The sequence below is a fragment of the Nitrosomonas sp. genome (assembly GCF_022842015.1).
Classification (GTDB): Bacteria; Pseudomonadota; Gammaproteobacteria; order Burkholderiales; family Nitrosomonadaceae; genus Nitrosomonas.
This window is the reverse complement of the sequence record NZ_JALHQJ010000104.1, coordinates 1-6,774: the sequence shown is the minus strand read 5'-3', so window position 1 is coordinate 6,774 and position 6,774 is coordinate 1. Positions and strand designations below refer to the sequence as shown.

The 6,774-nt window shown below is 44.7% G+C and carries 7 protein-coding genes and 2 pseudogenes; 7 read left to right on the top strand and 2 right to left on the bottom strand.

Annotated elements, in window-relative coordinates:
- The 6 genes and pseudogenes from Q0C11_RS13970 to Q0C11_RS13945 form a co-directional block, all read left to right on the top strand.
- A partial coding sequence (locus Q0C11_RS13970) for a L,D-transpeptidase family protein (protein ID WP_293009004.1) occupies positions 1 to 861 on the top strand: 861 nt, incomplete at its 5' end.
- A 46-nt stretch (positions 862 to 907) separates the two neighbouring features.
- Positions 908 to 1,495, top strand: coding sequence for a DUF882 domain-containing protein (locus Q0C11_RS13965; RefSeq protein ID WP_293009002.1), 588 nt, complete (start codon positions 908 to 910; stop codon positions 1,493 to 1,495).
- A 287-nt stretch (positions 1,496 to 1,782) separates the two neighbouring features.
- Positions 1,783 to 2,545 (top strand): annotated as a pseudogene (locus Q0C11_RS13960) (ArsB/NhaD family transporter); the annotation flags it as partial.
- A 2-nt stretch (positions 2,546 to 2,547) separates the two neighbouring features.
- Complete coding sequence (locus Q0C11_RS13955; protein ID WP_293009000.1) at positions 2,548 to 2,751, top strand: diguanylate cyclase; 204 nt, start codon at positions 2,548 to 2,550, stop codon at positions 2,749 to 2,751.
- A gap of 290 nt (positions 2,752 to 3,041) precedes the next feature.
- Complete coding sequence (gene arfB / locus Q0C11_RS13950) at positions 3,042 to 3,473, top strand: alternative ribosome rescue aminoacyl-tRNA hydrolase ArfB (RefSeq protein ID WP_293008998.1); 432 nt, start codon at positions 3,042 to 3,044, stop codon at positions 3,471 to 3,473.
- A 97-nt stretch (positions 3,474 to 3,570) separates the two neighbouring features.
- Positions 3,571 to 4,554 (top strand): serine/threonine protein kinase, encoded by a 984-nt coding sequence (locus Q0C11_RS13945; protein ID WP_293008996.1) that lies wholly within the window; start codon positions 3,571 to 3,573, stop codon positions 4,552 to 4,554.
- A gap of 44 nt (positions 4,555 to 4,598) precedes the next feature.
- Here Q0C11_RS13945 and Q0C11_RS13940 read toward each other — a convergent pair whose 3' ends face one another.
- Positions 4,599 to 4,844, bottom strand: a complete 246-nt coding sequence (locus tag Q0C11_RS13940) for a hypothetical protein (RefSeq protein ID WP_293008994.1) — start codon at positions 4,842 to 4,844, stop codon at positions 4,599 to 4,601.
- A gap of 127 nt (positions 4,845 to 4,971) precedes the next feature.
- On the opposite strand from Q0C11_RS13940, the pseudogene Q0C11_RS13935 reads away from it, so the two are divergent.
- Positions 4,972 to 5,256 (top strand): annotated as a pseudogene (locus tag Q0C11_RS13935) (IS3 family transposase); the annotation flags it as partial.
- Positions 5,257 to 5,520: 264 nt separating this feature from the next.
- On the opposite strand, the gene Q0C11_RS13930 reads toward Q0C11_RS13935, so the two are convergent.
- The gene (locus Q0C11_RS13930; RefSeq protein WP_293008992.1) at positions 5,521 to 5,835 is read right to left on the bottom strand and encodes a BON domain-containing protein; all 315 of its coding nucleotides are present in this window, start codon (positions 5,833 to 5,835) and stop codon (positions 5,521 to 5,523) included.
- Between the last annotated feature and the right edge of the window lie 939 nt (positions 5,836 to 6,774).

Below are 6,774 nucleotides of genomic sequence, written 5' to 3'. Positions count from 1 at the left end.
CTGGTTACCGCCATCAAAGCCTTTCAGGAACAACATGGCCTCAATACAGATGGCATTATCGGGAAAAACACCATAAACGCCTTGAATATTCCGCTCGAATGGAAGATACGCCAATTACGCATCAATATGGAACGTCTGCGCTGGTTGCCCAGGAATCTGGGGCAACGCCATTTGCTGATCAATACCGCTGGCTTCTATCTCACCGCCATTGAGAATGACGAGCCTGTTCTGAACATGCGCATTATTGTCGGGCGGGACTATCGTTCAACCCCCAGTTTTAATGGCGCGCTCTCGTATATGGTGCTGAATCCTTATTGGAATGTTCCAGCCAGCATCGCTCGCAAAGATTTGTTACCTAAGCAGCAGCAGGATCCTACTTACTTCTCTAACACCGGATTCAAAGTTTTTCCCGCACAAGAACGCGGCGCGCAAGCAATTGATCCGGATACCATCGATTGGAATGCAATTAAGCGAGGATTCCCTTACTTTCTTCGCCAAGATCCAGGCAATCACAATTCACTGGGTAAAATCAAGTTCATGTTTTCCAATCCATTTAGTATTTACTTGCACGACACACCATCCAAATCATTGTTTAACAAAGATATACGAACCTTTAGTTCCGGCTGCATTCGCCTAGAAAAACCCTTCGAGCTAGCAGCTTTTGCCCTGAATCAACCAAGCTTGCCGGAAAAATTTAGCGCGAATTTGGCAAGCGATAAAACCATTACTACCCATTTACCTAAACCATTACCGCTTTACTTGGTGTATATTACCGCCTGGGCTGATAAGCACGAAACAGTGCACTTCTACCCGGATATTTATGACCGTGATTTACGTGCGTTGCGTTATGCTCGTTGGTAAATTATTTTTCGCACACAATCGCAGCATTTTCAGGAGAAAATAATCGATGATACGAAAATTTCTGGATCAAGCGTATTTATCAGAAACAGAACCCAGCCGCCGACGTTTTTTAAAAACCGGCCTAGGCACATGTACTTTGTTAGCGTTGCCAATGACAGCAACATCCGTGCATGCCGCCATCAAAAAACCCTTAGAGAAAAAACTAAGCTTTCTTAATTTACATACCGGTGAACGAACCCGTGCAACCTTCTGGGCCAATGGTCGTTATATTCCAGAGGGCATGCGTTCCATTAATCAAGTACTGCGTGACCACCGCACTGGTGATCGGTATTCCATCGATCCTACTTTATTTGATTTTCTTCATCTGCTACAACACAAATTAAGAACAAATCAAGAATTTCATGTAATCTCCGCATACCGTTCTCCTGCCACCAATGCCAAACTGGCAGCACAGAGCGGCGGAGTTGCCAGAGACAGCATGCATACGCATGGAAAAGCCATCGATATTCGCCTACCAGGACGAAAACTATCCGATTTACGCAGCGCGGCTTTGTCATTACAAATAGGCGGTGTTGGCTATTATCCTTCGTCCAATTTTGTTCATCTGGATACGGGTAGAGTTCGGTTCTGGTAAAGTGAACCAGAAGCGAGTTGATGCTATTTGTCGCCTGAAAGATAGAAGCTTCTGCACCCTGTAAAAAACCTATTGCAGTCAAATATCTTATGTGAACTGACGAACAGGCCCTTTATTAATGATCTGTGATCTTATCGACTCGCCCACTCATACTGAGAGCGTGGATTAATGGCTTTTCGCTTGCTCCAGTATGATTTCTTCGACTACCCCAATAAAGCACGATGCCACAAGCGACTCGGAGTTAACCCGGAAGAAATCAAGGTAACCCGCTAAGAATGATATAGTTAGTTGCCCCCTGGGACGGTGGTAATGGACGTTTATTGCTCGCATTCATTACGTTACTTGGAGCGGCTGCCTCAGCCTATTCGGCAATGATCTTAACCCCAATCGTAATGGCGATGCTACCGGCACTCGGATTTACTCCAGTCGCGACATTGGCATTCGTTATGGCAGCCAGTTTTATAGCTGATACGGCGAGCTTACCGCTTGTGGCTTCAGATTTAGTCAATATTGTTTTGGCTGACTTTTTCAAGATAAGGTTTAACGAATATGCCTCTGTGATGGTTCCGGTCAACATCGCAGCGATCACAAGTAGTCTGACGGTGCTCATGATTTATTTCCATCGGGCTATTTCAGTGAGATACGACCTTACTCAACTCAAATCTCCCAATGACGCAATACGGGGGGGCCCAGCAACGTTTCGTGCCGGTTGGATAGTACTCGTGCTGTTGCTCATCGGCATCTTCCGTCTCGAATCTTTAGGAGTGCCAGTCAGTGCAGTAGCAGCCTCCGATGCATTGATTCTGCTTGCGATAGCTTGCACGTGGTCATTTGCACTCGCACAGTAATTCGTGAAGCACCTTGGCCGATCGTCATTTTTTCGTTAGGGATGTATCTGGTGGTATACGGCCCGCGCAACGGAGGTCTGACTGGGTAACTAACCAATCATCTTGATATTTTTGCAAGTTACGGCGTATGGGATACCGCGTTTGGCACTGGTTTTTTATCGCTTTCCTGTCTTCTGTTATAAACAATATGCCTATTGTATTGTCGTGGCGCAGATAGCAGAAAAAATACGGTTGTCATTACAGCCTTTGTTTACATTGACTAACAGTCAACGACAAATATTGCCCAGAATCGGTATCGCTCTATTTCCGCGGTATGGCACTGATGAGCAACAATTATTACGTCAAGCCGATATAGCAATGTATGTCGCTAAAAGGAATGGTGGCAGTGCTGTGCATTTTGCTGACTAGCGTTATATTTAACAAATTCTGCTGCATTATTTTGTAGGAATTGATATTGTAGGATTAATTCTCGCAAGGCACACTACATTGAAATTATTGTCTTTATGCTGACAGCAGTCCTTTTCCATGAGGCAAAGAACTGTAGTGGCGAATTATAATTCAAGCTCCCATCGGCGTCTGAAATAGATCTCGGCAATGTGATTCCCACCGATAGTCGTTGATGTTCGCCTTGCCCATGGTTCAACAATAGAATACTGGTGGTTGATGTACCGTTGATCAATCGAGGCAGATAAATAGAAATGGAAACCCTAATCCACTTAAAAATATCCAATAACTTCGCGATTCCGTTGACCGAAATCGAAATGCAAGCGGTACGTTCACAAGGCTCCGGCGGGCAGAATGTCAATAAAGTATCAACCGCGATCCATTTGCGGTTTGATATCAAGGCTTCATCACTGCCCGAACACTCCAAGGAAAAGTTATTGCAATTAAAGGACAGCCGCATCAACAGCGAAGGTATCATTATCATCAAGGCGCAGCGGTATAGCAGTCAGGCCAAGAACAAAGAAGATGCACTCAATCGATTACGTGAAATTATCAAAAGCGTCATGGTGCCAAAAAAGCTTCGAACACCTACCCAACCCACCAGAGCTTCCAAGATAAAACGCCTGGAAAGTAAGGCGATACAGGGTCGAAGAAAATCGCTCCGCAGCAAGATCGAGGAGGAGTGATAAAATAAAGAGAAGTGACGAACCATGAGCAAGACCAGAATCGCCCACTCGGCAGAATCGTGTATAGAAGGATTAAAATGCGCAAAGGACTTACACAGTGACCACACCAGCTTTTTCTTTACTGACCCCTGATTACGTCATGAACGCGCTAGACAGTTTGGGTTACCGCTGCGATGGCCGTCTGCTGGCGCTTAACAGCTATGAAAACCGCGTTTATCAGGTTGGCTTGGAAGAAGGTTTGATGCTAATTGCAAAATTTTATCGCCCTGGACGCTGGACGGATGAAGCCATCTTGGAAGAACACGCTTTCATGCAGGAATTGGCTGATCGAGAGATTCCCGTGGTACCCGCTTTGATAGTCGATGGAAAAACGCTCCACAGCTTCGAAGGATTCCGCTTTGCCGTTTTCACCAGACACGGTGGACGCGCACCTGAATTTGAAGGCCGCAATACACTGGAATGGATGGGGCGCTTTCTTGGGCGCATTCATGCCATTGGTGCAATCAAGCCGTTTCAGCATCGTCCTACGCTCGATATCGCAAGTTTCGGAGACGAACCGCTTCATTTCTTGCTATCCAACAGCTTTATTCCTGCAGACCTTGATGCTGCGTACCGCAGCGTAGCCGAACAAGCATTGAGTGGCGTCCGTTACTGTTTTGAACGGGCCGGTAGCGATGTAAAAACACTGCGCCTGCATGGCGATTGCTATGCGGGCAATGTATTGTGGACGGATAATGGCCCGCACTTCGTAGATTTTGACGATAGTCGCATGGGACCCGCGATGCAAGACCTATGGATGTTGTTGTCAGGCGATCGCGCTGACATGGCACGGCAATTAAATGATGTACTAGCAGGGTATGAAGACTTTTACGATTTTGATTTACACGAGCTGCATTTGATCGAAGCGCTGCGCACTTTGCGTTTGATTCACTATTCCGCCTGGCTGGCGCAGCGGTGGGATGATCTCGCTTTCAAGCAAGCCTTCCCCTGGTTTAATACGCAGCGCTACTGGCAAGAGCGAGTTCTGGAGCTGCGAGAGCAGATTGCTTTGATGAGCGAGCCGCCGCTACAGCTGGTTTGATTAATATGCCTGAAGATGTGTAATATCTTATTCGTAGATCAAGTTTAAAACTGAGCTAGATCCGATTTAGTGGCGGGCAAGTATTGCGGTAATGCTACATTTTTCTCTAGTTTTTGCATGCAAGTTTTAGCAAAATCAGCAGAGGCTTGATTCTTAAGTTTTGCATGCCTTTGGCTGGTGTGAAAGCTCTGTGGATGGTTGACGTATTGAGAAGTATCGTGAATCGTATCGGGAACAAGTTTTCGGTGAGCGACACCGTAACTTTTCAGCTTATCAGTGAAGATTTTCATCGGCTCATTTCTGCATCTCCCGAGAAATCGTTTAAAGACGAATCAATTCATGAGTTACAACGATCCCCTTTTCCACCAACAAGTCTTCGGCATCTCAATGACTTAAATTAAGTTGATAATAAAACCACACTGTGCACAGGATTACCAGAAGCTATTGAAGCAATTCGGCATGGTCGCTTCCATGAGTGGCAAAGGCGACTGTGCTACGGCAATGCCTCGATGGAAAGCTGCTGGGGAATACTTAAAACCGAAATGGCGCATCATCGAAAATTCAAAACACGACAACAAGCAATTCATGAAATTCCGAATACATAGAAATCTTTTATAACCGGCAGTATAAGCAAGAAAGACTTGGCTATCTGTCACCAGCACATATAACCAGCGATACTATGCAAATCTAGCTGCTGCTTAACTATATCGACTTCATTATTAACAGCACGGATCAGAGTAAGAGTAAGAAAACTCCAAATCAAAAGGCATTTAATGACATGATTACAAATAAAATAATGTCATTGAGAAATCATCGATGGAAACCGCACTGACCGTGGCCTGTTTAATTTGCCAGTTGCAGCTTAAAAATAATAATTCGCACACGACAGAATGGTAAATGGTATTTTGTGGCAAGCCAATTGCATTTCCTTTACGCAAGAATGGCTTGCCATGTTATTTCTCGCAACTATTTAAGCTGCATGCTGTTTTTGACCGATTTTACTCCAGCGACACCGCTTGCCACTTCGATTGCCTTACTAATACTGGCAGACGAACTTACGAAACCGCTTAGTTGTACTACGCCCTTGAATGTTTCGACGTTGATTTCAGTAGCCTTCAATGTTGGTTCATTAAGAATGGCCGCTTTTACCTTGGTTGTAATGACAGTATCATCAAAATATTCTCCCGTTCCCGCCTGTTTTTGAGTTGATCCGCATCCTATTGCGGTCAGCAATGCCAAGGTTAAAAAAGACACAAGGAATAATCTAGTGAAGTGCTCCATAATTCAATCTCCTGTCAATTGCTCATCTCAAACGATCAGCTAAGTTAGGTCAATAAAAAAATCCACAATGGTTATTCAACTATTCTTCTTATACTACACACTACACTTGTAGCCATAATTTATCTAGCAGGTTGCTGAAAAACTCGCTACGGTGTTAAAAACAAGCCCGAATTACTCATTTATTATGCCATAAACTCGCGCTTTTTTAGCTGTTATTACTTTGCATCAACCGCCTCGAAAATGTTCCTCAATGACCTGTTAATGTTGCATATTCGTCATTTGCGTACACGTTTCGGCACAATCTCTACATGCTTTGACACATTCATCCATATCCCCGATTCTCTCACAATCTATTGCACATGCTTCGCAAATCTCGGCACAGAGCCCGCAAAGAGCACCAGAATGGGGAGCGCCGCTCAGCATGAAATTAGCTGACGTCTGGCAAATCTCAGCACAACTCAACAGAAGACGAAAGTGAGCAGATTCAATATGGTTCCCACCGGTTTCAAGGCAATGATTCATCCCCATGTGTAGACAAATCTGGTGGCAGCGCGTGCAAGCAGCGATACAGGCTTGCATATCATGTTTAGTGTAGGTTGACTGATTCATGAAGTATCCTTAGGTAAGTTAACAAAGATAAATAAGCAAACATGTTCAAAACTATAGCTTTAAAGCCAGTCTTTATCTGTGCGGTATCATACATTTGGTCAAAATGACGACATATCAATTATTAATCCACGCACAATTCGCAAGGGTCGCAAATCCCGGGTACACTCCTGAAAATCGAAAAATAGAATTCTTAATGCGGCCTTGAACACAAAATGAACACGATTGACACTTTCTATTTTTCCTTCCGGTCACTAACAGCCCATCGGCTGCGTACCGCATTATCAGCCTCAGGAATTGCCGTCGGAATTGCTGCGGTCATCCTCTTGACCG